At 61.6% G+C, this 18,810-nt stretch carries 14 protein-coding genes; 5 read left to right on the top strand and 9 right to left on the bottom strand.

All coding sequences use genetic code 11. From position 1 onward, the window contains the following. The 3 genes from R2855_19110 to R2855_19100 form a co-directional block, all read left to right on the top strand. A partial coding sequence (locus tag R2855_19110) for a hypothetical protein (GenBank protein MEZ4533111.1) occupies positions 1-866 on the top strand: 866 nt, incomplete at its 5' end. 141 nt (positions 867-1,007) lie between these two features. After that, positions 1,008-2,195 carry a DNA repair exonuclease gene (locus R2855_19105; protein MEZ4533110.1) on the top strand — a complete coding sequence of 396 codons (1,188 nt, stop codon included), beginning with the start codon at positions 1,008-1,010 and terminating at the stop codon, positions 2,193-2,195. Continuing rightward, a complete protein-coding gene (locus R2855_19100; protein ID MEZ4533109.1) occupies positions 2,195-5,005 on the top strand; it encodes an SMC family ATPase in 2,811 nt (936 codons plus the stop codon). Before R2855_19105 ends, R2855_19100 begins: the two co-directional genes overlap by 1 nt. Positions 5,006-5,015: 10 nt before the next feature. On the opposite strand, the gene R2855_19095 is transcribed toward R2855_19100, so the two are convergent. The 3 genes from R2855_19095 to R2855_19085 all read right to left on the bottom strand — a co-directional run bounded on the left by R2855_19095 (position 5,016) and on the right by R2855_19085 (position 10,048). Further along, positions 5,016-7,706 carry a LuxR C-terminal-related transcriptional regulator gene (locus R2855_19095; GenBank protein ID MEZ4533108.1) on the bottom strand — a complete coding sequence of 897 codons (2,691 nt, stop codon included), beginning with the start codon at positions 7,704-7,706 and terminating at the stop codon, positions 5,016-5,018. A 174-nt stretch (positions 7,707-7,880) separates the two neighbouring features. Further along, a complete protein-coding gene (locus tag R2855_19090) occupies positions 7,881-9,239 on the bottom strand; it encodes an aspartate aminotransferase family protein (protein ID MEZ4533107.1) in 1,359 nt (452 codons plus the stop codon). A 140-nt stretch (positions 9,240-9,379) separates the two neighbouring features. Continuing rightward, positions 9,380-10,048, bottom strand: coding sequence for a PRC-barrel domain-containing protein (locus R2855_19085; protein MEZ4533106.1), 669 nt, complete (start codon positions 10,046-10,048; stop codon positions 9,380-9,382). Positions 10,049-10,233: 185 nt separating this feature from the next. Here R2855_19085 and R2855_19080 point away from each other — a divergent pair, with 185 nt between their 5' ends. Continuing rightward, positions 10,234-11,616, top strand: coding sequence for a mannosyltransferase family protein (locus R2855_19080; protein ID MEZ4533105.1), 1,383 nt, complete (start codon positions 10,234-10,236; stop codon positions 11,614-11,616). A 230-nt stretch (positions 11,617-11,846) separates the two neighbouring features. On the opposite strand, the gene R2855_19075 is transcribed toward R2855_19080, so the two are convergent. Next, complete coding sequence (locus tag R2855_19075; protein ID MEZ4533104.1) at positions 11,847-12,212, bottom strand: arsenate reductase family protein; 366 nt, start codon at positions 12,210-12,212, stop codon at positions 11,847-11,849. A gap of 5 nt (positions 12,213-12,217) precedes the next feature. Next, positions 12,218-12,631 carry a VOC family protein gene (locus R2855_19070; GenBank protein ID MEZ4533103.1) on the bottom strand — a complete coding sequence of 138 codons (414 nt, stop codon included), beginning with the start codon at positions 12,629-12,631 and terminating at the stop codon, positions 12,218-12,220. A gap of 209 nt (positions 12,632-12,840) precedes the next feature. Here R2855_19070 and R2855_19065 point away from each other — a divergent pair, with 209 nt between their 5' ends. Further along, complete coding sequence (locus R2855_19065; protein MEZ4533102.1) at positions 12,841-15,408, top strand: ABC transporter substrate-binding protein; 2,568 nt, start codon at positions 12,841-12,843, stop codon at positions 15,406-15,408. Positions 15,409-15,631: 223 nt separating this feature from the next. Here the strand turns inward: R2855_19065 and R2855_19060 are convergent, their stop codons facing one another. The 4 genes from R2855_19060 to R2855_19045 all read right to left on the bottom strand — a co-directional run. Beyond that, positions 15,632-16,270: a DUF4203 domain-containing protein gene (locus tag R2855_19060; protein MEZ4533101.1), complete on the bottom strand. Its 639-nt coding sequence runs from the start codon at positions 16,268-16,270 to the stop codon at positions 15,632-15,634. A 141-nt stretch (positions 16,271-16,411) separates the two neighbouring features. Then, positions 16,412-16,651 carry a hypothetical protein gene (locus R2855_19055; GenBank protein MEZ4533100.1) on the bottom strand — a complete coding sequence of 80 codons (240 nt, stop codon included), beginning with the start codon at positions 16,649-16,651 and terminating at the stop codon, positions 16,412-16,414. Beyond that, entirely contained in the window at positions 16,648-17,841 is a 1,194-nt protein-coding gene (locus R2855_19050; GenBank protein ID MEZ4533099.1) for an aminotransferase class I/II-fold pyridoxal phosphate-dependent enzyme, read from the bottom strand. Before R2855_19050 ends, R2855_19055 begins: the two co-directional genes overlap by 4 nt. Positions 17,842-18,093: 252 nt before the next feature. Then, positions 18,094-18,810, bottom strand: a 717-nt coding sequence (locus R2855_19045; protein MEZ4533098.1) for an IMP dehydrogenase, incomplete at its 5' end; no start/stop codon positions are given.

Here is an 18,810-nt window from a genome sequence, read left to right as displayed (position 1 = left end):
AGTTCGGCGGCTTGCTGACCGACGGCGAGGTCGACTACGGCAACTTGCCCCAGGTCGATAGCTCCTTCACCGATCAGGAAGTGCGCGTAGTCGATATCGCGCATTGCAACTCGAACGTGCAGGAGTTGCTGGTCGCCTCGACGATCGACCGGCTTTGGCGATTGGCCGAGCGGAATGAACTAGGTGTCGACAAACTGATCGTCTTCGTCGATGAGTTGAACAAGTACGCACCCGGTGGAGGCGAAGGCGCCCTCCGCGACACGTTGGTCGATATCGCTGCCCGCGGTCGCCATCTCAACGTCGTTCTCTTCGGCGCTCAGCAGTTTCGCTCCAAGGTCGAAAGCGAGATTCTTGGCAATTGCGGGACCTCGTTCTATGGTCGCATCGGCGATGAGGAGATCATCAACGCGTCCTATCGATCGTTGAGCGAAACGACCAAGTCCGAGTTGCTCGGACTTCGCAAGGGGCGTTTGTTGATTCGGCACGCGCATTTCCGCTCGCCATTGTTTGGGTCGTTTCCGCGCCCGCCGGTGATCTCCGGCAGCGAGGGTCAACGGGTGTTCAACGATGGCGCGCGGTCAGCCTCTGGCGCGGTGGCGAGCGCTGGGCGCGGTAACGGCGTCTCGAACTCAGCCGATCCGCTCTACTTTCTGTTGAAACGGCTCAGCCCGGACGAGCAGATTCCGATAGGAACGGTGCGCACCGAAGCGGCGGGACTCACCGATGCCCAAGTTCAGCAGATCGTGCGGGCGGTCGAGCAACACTGGAACAAGATTCGCGACACCACTGCAGCCCGGCGCATGACACCCTGGACCCTGATTCAGAGTCAGATCCGGCAGGCGAGGCAGGCAAGCTCCCTTGGATAGTCACGCGTTCCTGCCGCCGTTGCAGAGAATTGGCTCCGCCTTCCGATGCCCACACGTAGATGCAGCCCTCCGTGGCTGCCGGAACGGAATTCCATCCGACGGACGGATCTCGCCGTCCTCCCCTCATCGATGTGATGCCGCGTGAAACCGATCCGGATCGCCCACATTTCCGACACCCATCTTGGCTACCGCGCACTGGGGAAAACCGACCCGCTGACCGGGCGCAACCAGCGTTCGGTCGATGTCGAGCTGGCATTTGCCGACGCCATCACCGACATCCTTACGCGCGATGTCGACCTGGTGGTCCATTCCGGCGATCTCTTCAATCAGACGCGCCCGCCCTATGCCGCGATTGGCGCGGCCATGCGCCAGTTCCGGCGGTTGGAAGCGGCGGGAATTCCTGCCGTGGTGATTGGCGGGAATCACGATACCCCGCGTTTGCGGTCGTCGGGTTCGGTCTTTTCGCTGTTGAGCCTGGTGGCGCCGGAAACGAAATTCGTTGGTGGGTACGAAGCCGACATCATCTCGTTCGACGCACTCGATCTTGCGGTGACGGCTATTCCGCATGGCAGGCTGACGGAACCATTGCCTCCGGCAGTCTTTCCGATCGATGAAGTGCGCAACGTGCTCGTCACGCATGGCTTCGTGCCGGGAATGGCCCCGCAAACACATCGCGAGCCTGGCGAGGAGGAAATCGACGAAGTCATTCTGCCTCCCGATTTCGACTATATCGCGCTCGGTCACTATCACATCCGCGAGCAGGTTCGTCCCAACGCCTGGTATGCCGGTTCGACCGAGCGGTTCGGTTTCGGCGATCTGCCGGTCGATACCGGCTATCTCATCGTCGAACTGGGGGAACGGGGGAGCGAACCCAGGGTCGAGACGATCCACACCAAGGCGCGTTCCATGCTCCGCTGGAAACTCGAAGAGGAGCTGACCAACGAGAAGGACGCGGTGCAGATTGCCGGGTACATTCTCGAATGGCTGCGGGAGGAGAACCGACCAGACGCCATGGCGATGGCGGTCGTCTTTGGGGTGCCGCGCGCTGTCCGGCGGCAGGCCGAGCAGATTGTTCGCGAAGAAGCGAAGGAACTCGTCTGGCACGTGCAGGTGCGCGGCGCGAGCGACATTCTTGCCGGCATGGGACGCGAGCGGGTCGACCTCCCGACCATCGATCTGGAAGCCCTGTTCGCATTGTTCGTCGAAAGTGAACGAGCGAACGGCAATCACGACGCGGCATTCTCCGCCCGGTTCGCGGAAATCGGATTGACCGAGCTGCGCGCCGCGCAAGCGCTGGTGGCGGCCGAAGTCGCCAATGAGGACGCGTGATGCGCCTGGTCGAAGTCGAAATCGAGAACTACAAGCAGTACGCCGGGATGCATCTGTTCCGTCCCGGAGAGAAGGCGATGGTCGCGATCGTCGGCCAGAACGGAGCGGGCAAGACCACGCTCTTCGAGGCGATCGAGTGGTGCCTGTACAACCCGTCGCGTATCAAGAACGACACCCTCATTCCGCGAGTGCAGGGCGGAAAACCACGTGTGCGGGTGGTGCTCGAAGACCCGCAAAGCGGAGTGGTGTACGAGGTCGAGCGAATGCTGAAAGGCGGCTCGACGCAGGCGGAGATCTATCGCCAGGACCAACCAGAATCGCCGTTGGTGCAGGGAACGAAGCAAGTCACCGAGTTCGTCGCCCGGGAGCTCACCGGGCTCTCACACACCGCGTTTGTCGCTACCTTCTTCACACGGCAGAAAGAACTGTCGTTCTTTGGCGACCTCGGCGCCACCCAGCGGCGCGAGCAAGTGGGACGGTTGCTCGGGTTGGAAACCATCCGGGTTGCGCAGAAGCGCATCGGCGAACAACGCACCCGCAAGCAAGCCGAGGCTCGGGTCAAGCGCGAGCAGTATGAGGAACAGTCGAGTGGGATCGATTTTCCAGCGGAGCGAGCACACCTCGATGCGCAGATCACAGAACAGACTGCGCGCCATGAGGCGGCGCGCATGGAGGAAGCCGCTTCCAGGGAGGAAACGGTTGCCGCTTCTGGCGCACGAGACCTGGCGCAAGAGCGGTTCGCCGCGCATGCCGCGCTCCAACAGGAACTTGGCCAGACTGGCGCCGAGATACGGAGACTGACAGACCTGCGAGCCGGCGCCGAGCGCGATCTCGCGGCGATTGCGAACGCCGAGCAAGAGATCTTGCGCCAGCAGGACAGCGCCGATCAGGAACCCGCGCTGCGCGCCGCGCTGGAGCGGCACGATGCCGAAAAGCGAAAAGAGGAGAACGCCGCGCGACTGCGCGACGATCTGCTGCAGGTGCGCGTAGAACGCGCAAGCATTGAAGCAATCCTGACAACCGATCGGCGCATTGGCGAGTCTGGCGATGACTCGCTGCAGGCAGCATCGAGGTTGGTGGCCGCGTTCGACGCCGAGATCGGCAAACTGGCGGCCGTCGACATCGAGTCGTTGCGTCGTCGCCACGAGGCCGCCCGCGCGTTGACCGATCTGAACAGCCGGTACGAAGCCGAAGCGGCGCGGCTCGACACGATGGAGCGGCTGGCTTGCCAACTGACGGAGCAGGTCGCAGCGCTCACCGCAGATGGGCCACCAGCCGATCGAATGGCGAAACTGCACCAGGAACGGATCGAGCTGCAGCAGGCGGCTGCCGCAGCCAGCAGCATGGCAAGCCAAACCGAGAACCGCGCTCGTCCGTTGAAGCAACTCGAGCAGAATCTGCGCGCCAGTCCGCTTGGCGAGGTCTGTCCCACTTGCGCGCGGCCGTTCCAGCCGGGAGAGTCGGAGCAGACGCTCGCCGCGCTGGCGGAACAGATCCGCCTGATGGAGCAGGAAGCCGCCAGCGAGCGGGCCAAGGCCGCCGAACTGACCGCGCGCGTCGCCGAGCTCACCGCCGGCGAATCCGCTCTGATGAAGGAAAACGAGGAGCTGTCACATCTCTACGGCCGGCTGGAGAATGGCCGCGGCATGATCGAGGCGACAGCTGTGGACGTTGCCAATCTCGCCAGGGAACGCGAGAGCCGACTTGCCGGCTCAGGCTGGCGGGACGTTCCGACGGCGACTGATCTCGAGCTGATGGCAGCTGAGCTGAAATCAGCCGAAGCGGATGACAGCCGCCGCCCACGGCTCGAGCTGGGGCGAGAGCAGTTGATTGCCTCGATTGCTCGACAGGAATCGCTCGATGCGCAGTTGGCAGCCCTCGGCCTGATCGCCTATGACCTCACCGCGCACCGCACCGATCATGCCGCCTGGGAGTTGGCGCGCGACGCAGCGGCGCGCATCGACGAGCTGCGGAAGCAGGTCGCGCGGCGACCGGAACATGAGGCCGCGATCGCGCAAGCGACGAGCGAGCTGCTGGCGCTTGCTGGGGTACGGACTCGAATCGAAACCGACATCGAAGGATTGGCATTCGACCCGGCCGAAGTCGAAACGGCCAACCGCGTCTTTTCCCTGGCGCTCGATCGCGAACGGTCTGCAACCGCTGCCGCGCATGCCTCCGAGCAGCAGCTCACGCAAGCGCGGCGCGCGCGCCAGGATCTGGATCTGTTCGAGACGCGTCTGAAGACGCTTGCGGAGGAGGCCGCGGCGGCCGAGATTGCCGCCGGAGAACTCGATCGGGTCTATCGGGAGTTTGCGCGTTTCGAGAAGTTCGTCGCTGTCGCAGTCACACCGGTTTTGGGCGAGATCGCGAGTGAGTTGCTGGAGAAGGCGACCGACGGGAAATACGACCGGCTCGAGTTCACGGAGGACTACGGCATCGAGGTCTACGATGGACAAGACGATCGATTTCCTTTGAGCCAGTATTCCGGTGGCGAGCGGGACGTCATGGCGTTGTGTGCCCGGCTGGCGCTTTCGCAAGTCATTGGCGGACAGGCCGCCACGCCAATCAAGTTCATGGTGCTGGATGAGGTTTTCGGTTCGCTCGATCCCGATCGACGGCGCAACCTCATGGAGATGCTGCAGCGGCTCATGGAAGAGAACCAGGCGTTCCAGCAGCTCTTCGTCATCAGTCATGTCGATGATGTGCGTGCGGCTTCGATGTTCGATGAGGTCTGGAAGGTCTCGGAATCGAGCGAGGGCGTCAGCGAATTGGAGCAGGTATCCGTCACGGGAGCGACCGAAGACTACTGACCGCGGCCGCTTAGTCGTCCACCCGGTTTGCGAAGAACGCGATTGCTTGCGCTCGGCTGGAGACGCCCAACTTGGTGTAGAGATTGGAGAGGTGCCGCTTGACGGTGTACTCCGAGATGAACATCTCGTCAGCGAGCTCGCGGTTGGATTTGCCGGTCAGCAGCCCGGCCAACATGTCGCGCTCTCTGGGCGTCAACGGAGAACCTGTCGAATCCAGCACCACCTGCGCTTGCAACTGATCGCGCCGCTCGCGCAGTATCGTCCGGGCAAACGTTCCCAGTTCTGGATCGGAGCTGATTTGTTCCAGCATCGGTGAGAGCGGGAGAACGTCCTGCGCGAGCGTGTACGTCCACTGGTGCTCGATTGCGCGGCGCAATGCCGGCCGAAACTGCGCCATAGCGCCAAGTTGATCGCCCTGACGCCACATTCCCCAGGCACGCAGGATTATCATTTCGAACTCATGCCTGCGACGGTGATCGATGCGAGCCCGTTCGAGCAACGCATCGACGATGGCCAGTCCTTCGTTCACCTGACCCACCGAGATGAGATAGCGGGCCAGCACACTGTGCTCTTTGTACCCCTGGAAGTCACCCAGATGCAGCTCGCCAGCCAAGAGTTTGGTGGCCCACTGCGAGGCGCTGTCAGGATCGCCAGCAGAAATCGAATAGTGCGCGCGGCGGGCAAGCGCGTCCCGCAACTGGCCGTGGAGTCCTGAGCTTCGCGCAACAGCAATTGCTTGCTGAATGTGTTGGTCAGTCTCGTGCCGGTCGCCTCGCACCATTGCCACATCCGCGAGCACTTGAGATGCCGGCGAGGAGTGGACGGTGGTGCCAAGCGTGTAGGCCAGCTCGAGACAGCGAATCGCATTGCTGCGGGCGGAACGAAGCTCCAGCGATTCGAGACATGCCTGGGCAAGCAGCAGGTGCGCATAGTGCAATGGCTGCGCGTTCGAGCGTTCGCCCAACTCGACCGCCTGCCGGAAAAGCGCCTTCGCCCGCAGGTTCTCGCCGGTTTCCATCAGCACTCGACCGCGGTAGCCCGTTTCGAGACTGTCGAGCCATGGCCGTCCGGTCGATTCGATGACAGCACGGATCTGCTCCAGGAAAGCGCTCGCCTTGATTGGCTGACCGTCGAAGAAGAAGAACAGGCATTCGAACACCATGAAGGTAAGGTGCTCAAACGTTCCTGGCAGCGGAAAGTCGTCCAGCCACCGCCGCACAATGCGCAGTCCCGGCTGGGACTCGTAGCGCAGAAGGTGGACGTAGGCGATGACCGAATCGAGGCGAAGGTCGAGCAGGGTGTCGTCTTGCACATCGATGTTCTGACGCGCGAGGGTGACGAACTCCTCGCATTGGTAGGTGCGGCCCAGGCGGACCAGGACCCACGCTCGGCAGTACGTCAAGAGTCGATCCTGAAACAGGATTTCGATTGGGAAACGGCCGGTCCACTGTTCGAGCAGCGAGAGTTGGTCGTTCAACATCCAATCGACCGCTTGCTCGTGCACCTGCGCAAGCGCTGCGTCCCAGTCGCCCGCCAGGATGTGAAAATGCGTTGCCCACTCGAAGTCGCCGGCTATTTCATATTCATGCGCGGCAACGCGAAAGAGACTCTGGACGTCCTCGTCCGAGCGCGATTGCTTCAGGCGGTTCATCAGCGCATCGCGAAAAAGCGGGTGATAGCGGTAGATCCCGCCCTGCCGGTCGACCAGCTGGATAAAGAGGTCCTGATGCGCCAATGAGGCAAGCACAGCGTCACTGTCCGTGCGCGCGGTGAGCTTGTCGCAGAACGCTGGCTGCAGAAACTCCAGGAGGGATGTGCGCAGCAGAAACTCCTGGATGTCTGGCGGCTGTTGCTCGATGACCTCCGCAAAGAGGTACCGCGCCACGCTTGGTTCCAGAATCGATGAGCGTGTGGTATCTACTCCCGGGGGCGATGCTCTTGCGGGTTCGGGCGAGGCGGCCAACAATCGAAGTCCGACAACCCATCCATCCGCTTGCTCGATGATCTCCTCGACAACTTCCGCCGGCAATACGCGGTCGACCGACTGCTCGACCACCGCACGTGATTGGCTTTCATCGAAACGCAGCTCATCGCTACCCAGCTCGGCCAGTTCGCCATACGCTCGCAATTCGTCGAGCGGCAGGTTCGGGCGCGCGCGCGAAATGATCACAATGCTCGGTGTCGCTCCAATGCTCCGCAGGAGCATGGCGAGCATTGCGGTGGTGCCAGGTGTCTCGGCACGGTGAAAATCATCGATGACGAGAACGTAGGGCGCAGGGGCGAGAGAGATCTCTTCGACGAAAACCGACAACAACTGTTGGAATGGAGCGTGCTCATCCTGGAGCAGCGCGATCGATTCCGGAATCAGCTCTGGGCTGGAGCGTCGGACCGCCTCGACAATCGAGCGGGTGAACACCGTTGGGTCGGCATCGTGCTCGTCCACGAAGAGCCAGGCATGCGGAATGCACGATCTGCTCAACCATGTCGAAACCAGCGTTGACTTTCCATAGCCGGCAGGCCCGACGAGGAGCGTCAATGGAGTCGCGGCATGTCGATTCAGGAATGCGATTTGCGCTTCACGCGCAACCAGTCCCGCAGGAGTGCGTGGCCGAGTGAACTTGGCTGGTCCAATACGTGAATGTCCGTTCCCTGGTTGCGGTGGGTCCGGATTCGTTAGCGCAACCGGTGGCTGATGGGACATAGAAGCGAGAGCACTTTCCTGTGGCTCGTTGCGACCGGAGCGAAGCACGTTCGCCGGGAGAAGCGCGCTGATGCGCATGCACGCATCACTGCCATCCGAACCAAAGAACGAGACACTCGTTTCGCTTGTCAATAGTATATCCGCCAACACGCGGTGCCTGCTTGTGTCACTCGTTCAAGATCGCAAGGCCAGTCCACGTTCGGTCATGATCTCGTCGATAGCGCTTGCAGCGACTTCGGCTGCATGCGCAAGCTGCTCGCGGGTGGAGATGAGCGGCGGCGCCAGTTCGAAGGCGCTTGGCCCGATCGCGCAGACGAGCACGCCCTTTTCCTGCATGCGGCGCACAATGGCTGGCACGGTATCGTCAGCGAATGAGGCTTTGGTGGCCTTGTCGCTGGTGAAATCGACCGCGTGCCACATGCCAATGCCGCGCACATCGCCGACGATCGGCTTGTCGAGCAGGAGTTCCTTGAGCAGGCCCAGGAACCACTCACCGTCACGCGCGGCTTTCTCCACGAGGCCGTCGCGCTCCTTGATCTCGATGACTTTGAGCGCCGCAGCGGCGGCCGAAGCGTGGCCGCTGAACGTGTGCACATGGCGGAAGATGGGCAACGCGTCGGCGATCTCGGGCCGGGTAATGACGGCGCCCATTGGCATGTAGCCTGCCGTGAGCGCTTTGGCCATGGTCATGATGTCCGGTTCGACGCCGAAGTGCTCCATGGCAAACCACTTGCCGGTGCGCCCGAACCCGGTGATGACCTCATCGGCGATGAAGAGCACGTCGTATCGGTCGCAGATCTCACGCACGCGCTTCCAGTAGCGCGTGGGAGGCATCTGCACGCCATGCGCCTGCATGATCGGCTCGCCGATGAACGCGGCCACATAGTCCGGACCCTCATGGATGATCTGCTGCTCCAGATAGGTCGCGCAGAAATCCGCGAAGTCGTCATCGGTCATACCGAACGGGTTGCGGTAGTGCGCGGGCCCGGGAATATGGGAATAGCCCGGTACTCCGGGCTCCGAAATGTGCCGGGTGCCAAGCCAGTCGGTGGCCGCCAGCGCGCCCATGGTGGCGCCGTGATAGGCATTCCAGCGGGAGATGATCTTGTGCGCCCGTGGTTTGCGCCCGGCAGCGATGTGATATTGCTTGGCCAGTTTGATGGCAGTCTCGACCGCTTCCGAACCGCCGCTCACATAGACGACTCGCGAAAGCTCGCCTGGCGCGAGTGACGCGATCCTGGCTGAGAGCGCTATGGTCGGCTCGGCCAGGTTCGCCACCGTCCCCACGTAGTGCAGGGTGCGCATCTGCTCGTAGACCGCGCGGGCGATCTCCTCATTGCCGTACCCGAGCGAGTTTGCGCGGGTGTGGCTGCCCATCATGTCGATGTAGCTCTTGCCGTTCGAATCAGACAGTCCGACGCCTTCGCCCTCGACGAAGATCATCGGCCCACGTTGCTTGAGATCCTCGATCTGGACCAACGGAAAGATGCTGTGCTCCCAGGCCAATCGTTCGAGGTCATGCGGGGCGGTCATGGGGGCTCCTTCCAGGTGTCCAGAGTCCAGGGTCCGGGGTCCAGGGTGGGAAGATGGGAAGCGGCAGGAATGCCAGTGTCCAGGCGCGCGTCCATCACTGGACGCGAGACGCTGGACACTGGACCGGCGTACGGCGAAGGCTATCGAGCAGCCAGGGCGTCTTTCGTCACCTTCAGGCGGACGTACTCGCTCGTCAGGCCATCCACGTCATCGACCGAGACGCTGAACTCCTTCTTGTTGAAGATGTGTCCTTGTTCGAAGCTGAATCCGCTGATCTTGCCCTGATCGTCGAACTCGATCTCGTCGACCTGGCCGAGCTTGTAGCCGTCGATGGAGTAGACATCGGTGCCCTTGCCGACCACGATATCGGATTCGTCGATCGGGGAAACGATGGCGGTGGCAACGTCACCGACGATGGCCGGCTGGAAAAAGGAACTCGCGCCAGTGCTGGGGGTGCCGGATCCGGTCGGTCCCATGTGGTACCAAACGCCGCCTCCGGCGTTGTCGAACGTGCGCCCGCCGCCGGAGAGGCCGGCCGACTCGTTGAACTGGATGAACTCCTGTTCGACCCATTCCGGCAGGTTGTTGGCTTCATCCCTGGTCAGGTTCAGCACGACCTTGTCGCCATCGACATTGTTCACATAGTCGAGATCGCAAACCCGACCACGATCGAAGAGACCTTTGTCGACGATGAAGGCGGCCAACTCGCGCTTGGCGGGATCGACCACGAGATGCTTGACCTCGCCCATGCCATGACCATCGCTCGAAAGGACCTTGTCTCCAATCGCCACCTGGTTCTTGCTGCTCATCCGGCTCTCCTTCGATTGTCCGATCGTTCGACGACTTCAGTACCTTCTGCTTGCGCGGCTCCGAGGCTGAAACTGGTTGGCGGCAGCATCGCATACCCGACCGCTCAGCTCCATGGTTCATTCGGAACATTCGTATTCTATCCCGCCCGGCGCAATGGCATTCGCACATGCGGAGCAGGAACCCTATGCTTACCCGCATGGTCAGCACCCCACGGCGGACGGTGGCCGCGCACAGCGACGACACCATTCCCATCCAAACTCAGACGGTTCCCGCACCTCGGCGCAAGAGCGCGGCCGAGGGGATGCCGCGTTGGGAGATCAAATACCCGCTCATTGTGGCGGCGGTGCATTTCCTCATCGTGCAGATCACCGCGTCGTTGGCGAACATCTACGGCACGGACAACTCACCGACGTCGCAGCCGTATTCGTCGCAGTTCCCCGTGCCCCCGGTGCCGGGTGGGATTTGGGAGCATCTGGTCGAACCGTTGCGCATGTGGGACGGGCTCTGGTACCGGCTAATCGCAGTCGAGGGATATCCCGCGAATCATGTCTGGAACGATGCCTTTTGGCCGCTCTTTCCCATGGCGATGCGCGGGCTCAGCCGTGTCACCGGTTTGCCTGAAGACGTTTCCGGATATCTCATCGCGAATGCCAGTTTCGTTGTGGCGCTGGTGCTCCTCTATCAGCTCGTGCGGATCGACTTCGATACCCCCGTCGCCCGGCGCGCGCTCTGGGCGCTTGCGCTGTTCCCAACCTCGTTCTTCTTCAACGCGGTCTACACCGAATCGCTCTTCCTCATGCTCAGTGTGGCCGCGATCCTGAGCGCGCGCGTGCGCCGCTGGTGGCTTGCCGGCGTGCTGGGCGCGCTGGCGGCGTTGACGCGCTCGCACGGCATCTTCCTGGTGATCCCCTTTGCGGTGCTATGGGTCAAGCAGTATGGGTTCTACCTGCGGCCCATGATCCCGAAGGGCATCAACGTCGGGATGCCGTTGCTCGGGCCGCTCATCTTCGGGGCGTATCTGGAGCGTACCCAGGGAAATTGGCGCAATTTCATCGAAGTCCAGGGCGCCTGGAACCGCACATTCGCCTGGCCTTGGCGCACCTTCGATTGCGCGCTGAACGGATGCGCGATGGATGTGCATCAGTATGGAACGGTCAACACGTTTCAGGCGCAGCCGGTCGATTGGGGGTGGTTGCGCGAGCTCGTTTCGAATCCGTCCTGGGCGTTGGTGTCGAGCCGGGAGTGGCGCGCCTGGGCGGCGAACAGCGACGTACCCGAGCTCATTCTGACGGTCTTCTTCCTCGTGTTGATCGTCATCGGGTTCAAGGTGTTGCCGCTTTACCAGAGCCTTTACCTTGCGCCAGGTATTCTGATCCCACTCTTTCAACCATCGAGCGTGCATCCGCTCATGAGCATCCCGCGCTTCGGGCTGGTGCTCTTTCCGCTCTTCATCGTGATGGCGATTCTCTTCCGTCGGCGGATCGTCTACCTGCCGCTAGCAATCGTCAGTACCCTCTTGCTCGTGTGGTTCACACTGCAGTTCTCGACCTGGTATTGGGTGTCCTGATACGGAACCCGGCGAGACACTCAGGGACTGCCCACCATCGCTCCGCGCGGTCCCACCTACAAAACGCTGGGCTTAGCAATTTCCCGGATTCCGGATGAGATGAGCGCTGTCGGGGCGCGGAATAGCGCCCCCACGCATTGGTGTCGCAGTGGGGCGCCGCACGAAAGGATCCTCACCAGCCGCGAACGACCGGTGAGGATCCGAACCGCTATCGAGCAGCGTCACGCTCGTCAGGAAGCCTGCTCGCCCTCCAGACGGGCGAGTCCTTTGCGATCGAACCCGATCACGGCGTCGCCGCCAGCGATGATGAGCGGGCGCCGCAAAAGCGTCGGTTCCTGAATCATCAGGTCGAGCAACTGATCGTCGGTCAGGTCACGGTCGCCCACCAGCTCTTTGTATGCCCGCGCGCGTTTGGAGAGCACATCGCGGGGTGTCAGGCCGGCCGAGGTGAGCAGGTCCGATAGCTCGTCCTTCGAGAATCGGTCACGGAAGTAGTCGCGCCGCTCATACGCAACGCCATGCTCGTCCAGCCATGCCTGCGCGTTTCGACAGCTCGTGCAGGTGGGATGGACGTAGAGCTCGACCTTGGTTGCCATGGAAATCAGTCTTGCTTCGGACCGATGTAGACATGCTCGAAGAGCACCCCATCCGGGGAAGCGAACATCACCTGGTAGTAAGTGCTCGTTTCGTCGTGCGAGAAGTCGGGCCGGTGCCGTGGGGTTTCGAAGAGCCGTTCGATTCCCTTCTTCTCCAGGTACCGAACTGTTGCGTCGACTTCTGCCTGCGAGGCGGCCGCGAGGGCAATATGGTTGACCCCTGCCCCGTCCCGGTCGTTTGCCGCATCGTTGGCGGCGCCGATGAACCAGAGGGATACGTCGTTTCCGCTGTTGAATGACTCGGTGACATCGTTCGAGAAAATGGGATCCCAGGAAAGAAATGCAAAGAGGTCTTTGTAGAACGGCAGATTGGCCGGGTCAACATTGATCTGCAGATGAGACAACTTACCGGAAGACATCGAGGCAACTCCTGTACGGAACTCGGATACCGAACAAACGACCGCAAAGATACCCGCTCCATTGCCGTACGTACAGAAGGTGGAGCCTGTTGAGCGAGGTTGACTCCCGATCCTCGACGGTTCATCCTTTCCCGGCGAACGCGGCCGTTCGCGGAATCCGGCGTTCCGGATTTCGCATTGCCCATTAGCCCCGATCGGATTGTCAACGCGTGAGCGATTCCGTCCCAACAACTGCCGCAGGATGGACACGAAACGCAATCCACGAGATCAACAGCGGGGAAGCATCCGACGCCCGGCAAATGCTGGCCGCGGCGCTCCGTCTCGATCCCGACTATGAGACCGCCTGGATCTGGTTCGCCTCGATCGCCGAGAACGATGCTGAGCGTCGCTATTGCTACGAGCGCGCGATACAGATCAATCCGGCCTCGGTCGTGGGGGAGCGGCTGGCCCGCCTGCGCACCACAGAGTCGACTCCGCCCCATGAACTCGAAGATATGGAGGCCCCGCCGCTTCCAGAGGAGTTCGGTGGAGAACGGCAAATCGAAGAGCAGCGACGCCCATGGTTGCCGCTCGCGCTGGTTGCCGCGGTCTTGCTTGCGGGGTTGATTGCCGGACTCTGGTATCTCTGGCCGCGCGACCAATCCGGTGGCTCGCCGATCTATATCGCCTTCGCAGCAGGGTTGACTGGTCCGGGCGCGGATTCGGCTCAACAGATGCAACGCGGGTTGCAGGTCTACATCGACTATGCGAATGGCAACGGCGGCATCGATGGGCATCCGATCGAGATCGTCAGTTTCGACGATCAGGACGATCCGGAAATTGCCGTCGAGGTCGCAAACGAGATCGTGGCCGACGACAGGTTCGTTGCGGTTGTGGGGCACCGGTTGAGCTCGACATCGGTCGCGGCAGCGCCGATCTATGCGGCTGCCGAAGTTCCCATGATCTCGCCAACTGCTACCGCCGACGATCTGACTGCCGATTGCGAATGGTGTTTCCGCACGGTTTTCGACAACAGCACCCAAGGCAAGATGATCGCCTCGTACGTGTTGGGCATTCTTGGCATCGACAAGGCAGTGATCGTTTCGGAAGAGAGCGACTACGGCAACTCGCTTGCGGCCGGTTTTGCGTCAGTCTTCGAGTCGGCGGGTGGCACGGTCACGGCGCAATACGCGCTTCCAGCCGACGTTTCGACTGCTGGCGACACGATTCGGCAGACGGCCGAGGAGATCGCGCAGGATCACGTTGGCGCGGTGATCCTGCTTGCAACCGGCTCGGGATTGGCGGAAACGGCGCTGCTGGAGTTGCGGGCCGCTGGGGTGGACGGCACGATCTTCGGGAGCGATTCCACCAGTTCGAGAATCTTCCTGGAGGACGTAAACGCGCAGTCTCAGGCGGCCGGCGGCGGAAATGTGACCGATGGGTTCTATGCCAGCGCTCCGCTATTCGTCGACAGCCTCAACGGAGACTCGGTTCGCCTCGCGGCGCAGTTTCAGAAAGAGTTCGGCGACCTGCCAACATGGCGGTCATTTACGTCCGCAGACGCTGGCGTTGCGATCGTGAACGGCCTACGCGCCAACGGCAAGGGTGTTGCGTCGATGCCGCTTGCAGAGCTCCGTGACGGAATCCGCGAGCTGTGGCTGCAACTCGATTCGCCAGAACACAGCATTCCGGCCTTTGTCGGGCCACTCTATTTCGACGCGAACCGCACCGCGCCCCGTCCGGTTGCCATGGGTATCGCCAGCGGCAATCTGTATGATTCGGCGCCGCGCCAGATCACACTCATGTCGTCTGATGCACAGGACATGGACGGTGTGACGGTCATCGAAGTCGGAGATTCCGCGTTTGCCGTGCAGCGCGTGGTGCAAAGCGGGGTCGATTTCAATTTGATCCGTGACCTCAATACGGTGGAGGAGACGTTCTACGCCGATTTCTTTGTCTGGTTCAAGTACTACGGCGACGACGACGCGGCGGACGTTGTCTTCACCAACATCTCAGATCCGCAAACCCTGACCATCGATGAGATGCGATCGACCGAGGTCGATGGGTTGAAGTACAAGGTCTTCCGCGTGACGGGGACGTTTACCTCCCCTCTGGACTTTCACGCGTTCCCCTTCGACACCCAGGAACTGCTGTTGCACTTCCAGAATCGAACGCTTGCTTCGACACAACTGGTCTACGCCATCGACAGTGACTTCGTGCGGGTTCCTGTTTCGGATCGACTCTCCGTCGGGGGCAACGCTACTGAATCGATCAGCGAGATCAACAACTGGAAAGCGACCGATCTACAGGCGTTCGCTGGATCAGTGGGCACATCGTCGAATCTGGGCGATCCAGAGGTCACGCAGGCGAGTCAGGGCATCGAGTTTTCCCAGGTCGGTGTCACGATCGATATTGGACGCAATGTTGGCCAGTTTCTGCTCAAGAACTTGCTGCCGTTGGTGCTCTTGCTCGCGATCACGTATATCTCGCTCTTCTTCTCGCATGACCAAACCACCGAACGGGTCTCGTTCGGCATTACGGGCGTTCTGACTGGGGCGGTCCTGCTGAGCACGGTCGTGTCGGTGTTGCCCGATGTTGGGTACACCGTTGCCATCGAGTGGGCGTTCTATGCGTTCATCCTCTTGTCCGCGCTGTGCATCCTGGTTGCGCTCATTGGCGGCAAGCTCAACGAAGCGAAGCAGATCTCGGAAGTCCGCACGCTCGATCTGGCGGCCCGCATCGGCTATCCCCTGCTCGTTGGCGTGGTCGTGTTGGGGTATTGGTACTTCTATCGGTAGCATGGTTCATTCGTAACGGACAGCCCTGTTTTCAAGACTGCGTATCCGCAACCGTTCATCTCTGCGAGGGACATCCGCGTCGGCCGGGCGTGGCAGCCACAGATCGGCTCGTCGGGAAGCGGGACGCTGCGCTCATCAGAACGAGCATGGTGAAGCGGGACACGAAAACGGGCCGTCCGGCATTCGCCGGACGGCCCGTAGATTGCCTGGTGTCGAAACTCGACTACCGGGCAGGCTCCAGTTTGGTCCACTTCTCTTCGGGGAGCGTTGCCTGAGTGATCATCGAGAGTTGCGCGCCGATTCCCACCGCGGCCACAACGATCCAGGCAATGATCCAGAACCAGCTTTCGTCGATAGCGGCCCAGATGGCGCCGTAGTCGAGATCGGCCCGGTCGATTCGGTTGAAGGTCAGCAGCACTCCACCGAGTAGCATCGTGGCGCCCACGAATGCGGTGTTGACGATGACCCAGTAGATCGGCAGATTGAGGAGCACAGTCAGCAGACCGAGGATGACGGCTCCGACGACGGCCACGATGAAGATCAGCCATTGGCCGTCGATGTTGAGGGCATTCATCAAGCCGGTGCCGAGACTCGCTCCCAGGAACGCCGCACCCAAAATGATAGCGACGTACCAGAAGAGGTATGAGATGACCGCGCCAACGATGCCGAGCACGATCCCGACAATGATTCCTGTCGTCGTCGAGAGGAACTGATTGTCGAACAGGTGGTCCATGAGCGCGAGACCGCCGGCCATTCCGACGATGAAGCCCATGATTGGCAGCGCGATGAAGAACACGCGCAACCCTGCGAGCGCGAGAAACGCTCCCAGCACGATCAAAATGATCCCAACGAGAAGATCCATAGCCTCCCACTCCTCCGCACCGGCCCGGCCGCACGTTGCTGCCAGGACACCTCAGTTGCCGCATGACCAAGCGCGGCCATGCGTACGTTCACTGCAGTTGTTGCAGTTTACGTGACTCACTGTCAATTGGATAGGGCATTGCTACGAATCTCGTTGTCGAAGCCAATGGCGAGCCATGAGCACGAGGGCAGTGATCGACCCGATGGCGATTCCCACGGCGAGCACCTGATACTGTCGCCCGCTGTCGACGTATGACATAACGATTGCGCCAAAGAGCCCTCCCGCAAGTCCTGCGAGGAGAGCCGCCTTGGCTCCCAGGGGAATTCCCGGCAGCATCGTATCCAGGCGCCCATCATGGTTGGGCGGATCGGGATCGGTCATACAGGCGTCAGCAGCTCCGCGTGAGCTGCTGCGAAGATCGGCAGCGCTCGTTCGATCATCTCCATCGTGCCCGTCAGCGAGATGCGGATGTAGCCGGGTGCATCGAAGACCGTCCCAGGCAGCACGAAAACATCGTCCTGCGCCAGCAGATCGACGAATTCCCATTCGTTGGCGAATGGCGATTCGACCACCAGATAGAAGGTTCCCTCCGGTTCGGACGTGCGATAGCCTGCAGCGCGCAACCCCTCCACCATGCGGTCACGTTTGGCCTGCAGTGATGCGAGGTCGATGATCTCACCATCGAGGTCGTCGATGGCATGTTGGAGCAGCGCATTCGGGAATCCGTAGCCGGTCAGCACCTGGGCGGCGAAGAGCCCGGCCATGGCTTCCTCCCTCTGAGGATACTCGGGAGCAAGCGCCACAAAGCCGATCCGCTCACCAGGAGTGAGGAGGGTCTTGCCGAAGGTGTAGACCACCAGCGTTTGGGGATAGAACGCGGCCGGAGTGGGGCAGGCGCGCCCGTCGAACAGGATGCGCCGATACGCCTCATCTGAAATGATCGCGATCGAACGGCCATTGCGATTCGAGGCGCGGGTGAGGATCTCGGCCAGTTGCTGGAGCGCTTCCGCGGAGAAGACTTTCCCGGTTGGGTTGTGCGGAGAGTTGACGATGATCGCGCGGGTGCGCGACGTGATGGCAGCTTCGATCGCTTCGAGATCGATGTCGATGCGCTCCCAATCGATGGACACACTCACCGGAACGCCACCCGCCCGGCGGATCATCGAGGGATAGAAGAACCAGGGCGGAGAGATGTAGATCACCTCGTCTCCTGGCTCGACGACCGTTTGTAGCGCCACCGACAGACCGGTGAACGCGCCGTTCGTCATTGTGACGAAGGCGGGATCGAACGAAACGCCCGTCTGCTCGCTGAGCGAGCGCGCCACCACCTCGCACGCATGCGGATCGCTCATCTGGTAGGCATGCCAGTTGCTCGCCTGCGGTGGCAGGACTCGTTCCAGCGCGCGGGTGAAACCGGGGAGAACGGGATCGTGCGGGTTGCCAAGCACGAAGTCGGAAATGCCGGGCTCACCGGCGCGTTGCGCCCAACGGCTCCGCTGAAGGAAATCGACCAACGGGCCAAGTTCTCGAAGCTCAGTCGCCAGTCCGTGGGGAAGAGAGGTAAATGACATGTAGGTCTCCTTATCCGGGGCGGAGGCCGATTCTCTCTGCGGCGTCGCCCCGACCATTACGAACGCGCGGCCACGCTCATATCAGCCGCGCTCGACTCTCACCATACGCACCAAGAGACGGAAATGGAAGTGTGCGTAGGGCTGTTGGCCGAAAAATACGTGAAAATGCCTATGAGTACGTCGGTCGACACAGGGCATAACGAAGGGCCCGACTGAGTCGGACCCTTCTCGCTGCCCATGCGAATTGGAACGTTATCCGCTGATACGGTAGTTGGGGGCTTCTTTGGTAACGATAACGTCGTGCGGATGACTCTCGCGGAGACCTGCGGCGGTGATTTGCACGAACTGAGCATCGCGCTTCAGGCTGGCAATGTCTTCGGTTCCGCAATAGCCCATTGCCGCACGCAGACCGCCCACCAACTGGAAGACCATTGTTCCGAGGGGACCCTTGTACGCCACGCGACCCTCGATACCTTCTGGCACGAGCTTGTCCGATCGTGCGTTCTCCTGGAAATACCGGTCCTTGGAGTAGGAACGTCCGCGCATCGCTCCAATCGAGCCCATGCCGCGATACTCCTTGAACCGCTCTCCCTGATAGAGGACGACCTCACCCGGGCTCTCGTCGACGCCTGCCAGCAGGCTGCCAAGCATGACCGCATCGGCGCCGGCGGCAATCGCCTTTGCGATGTCGCCCGAATACTGAATACCGCCATCGCCAATGATGGCAACTCCGTGCCGGGATGCGGCCTTGGCGCATTCGTAAATAGCGGTAATCTGCGGCACGCCGACGCCAGCCACCACCCGGGTCGTGCAGATCGAGCCGGGGCCTACCCCGACCTTGACCGCGTCCGCTCCGGCGTCGACAAGCGCCTCCACCGCGGCCGCGGTGGTGACATTGCCGGCCATGATCGGCAGGCTCAGGCGGCGCTTCAGTGTCGATACCGCTTCGAGCACACCGCGCGAATGACC

This window comes from Thermomicrobiales bacterium, from assembly GCA_041390825.1.
Lineage (GTDB): Bacteria > Chloroflexota > Chloroflexia > Thermomicrobiales > UBA6265 > JAMLHN01.
This window is presented reverse-complemented; position numbering and strand designations above follow the sequence as displayed.